Below are 230 nucleotides of genomic sequence, written 5' to 3' on the forward strand. Positions count from 1 at the left end.
ACTACCAGTATGGTGCGCTCCTTGTCAGTCAGTATGCCGATCGTCCTGGCGTCCGGGATATCCTCACGGTAGCGGAGCAGTTCTGTCTTCACACCGTGGGCTTTTAAATCATCACCAATCATGTCCGTCTTTCTGCTGTTGCTTTTCAGGGTATCCACAAGATATGTATGGACGCCGTATCCTGCGCATACACAGGCCGCATTGGGAATCATGCCCCCAATCATATCTTC

The 230-nt window shown here is 51.3% G+C and carries 1 protein-coding gene; it reads right to left on the minus strand.

Features of this window, described 5'->3' with window-relative positions:
- The coding region (locus tag LK536_RS59250; RefSeq protein ID WP_506092394.1) for a hypothetical protein at window positions 1-230 on the minus strand (230 nt) is incomplete at both ends.

Source organism: Clostridium pacaense, from assembly GCF_020709765.2.
GTDB lineage: Bacteria > Bacillota > Clostridia > Lachnospirales > Lachnospiraceae > Enterocloster > Enterocloster hominis.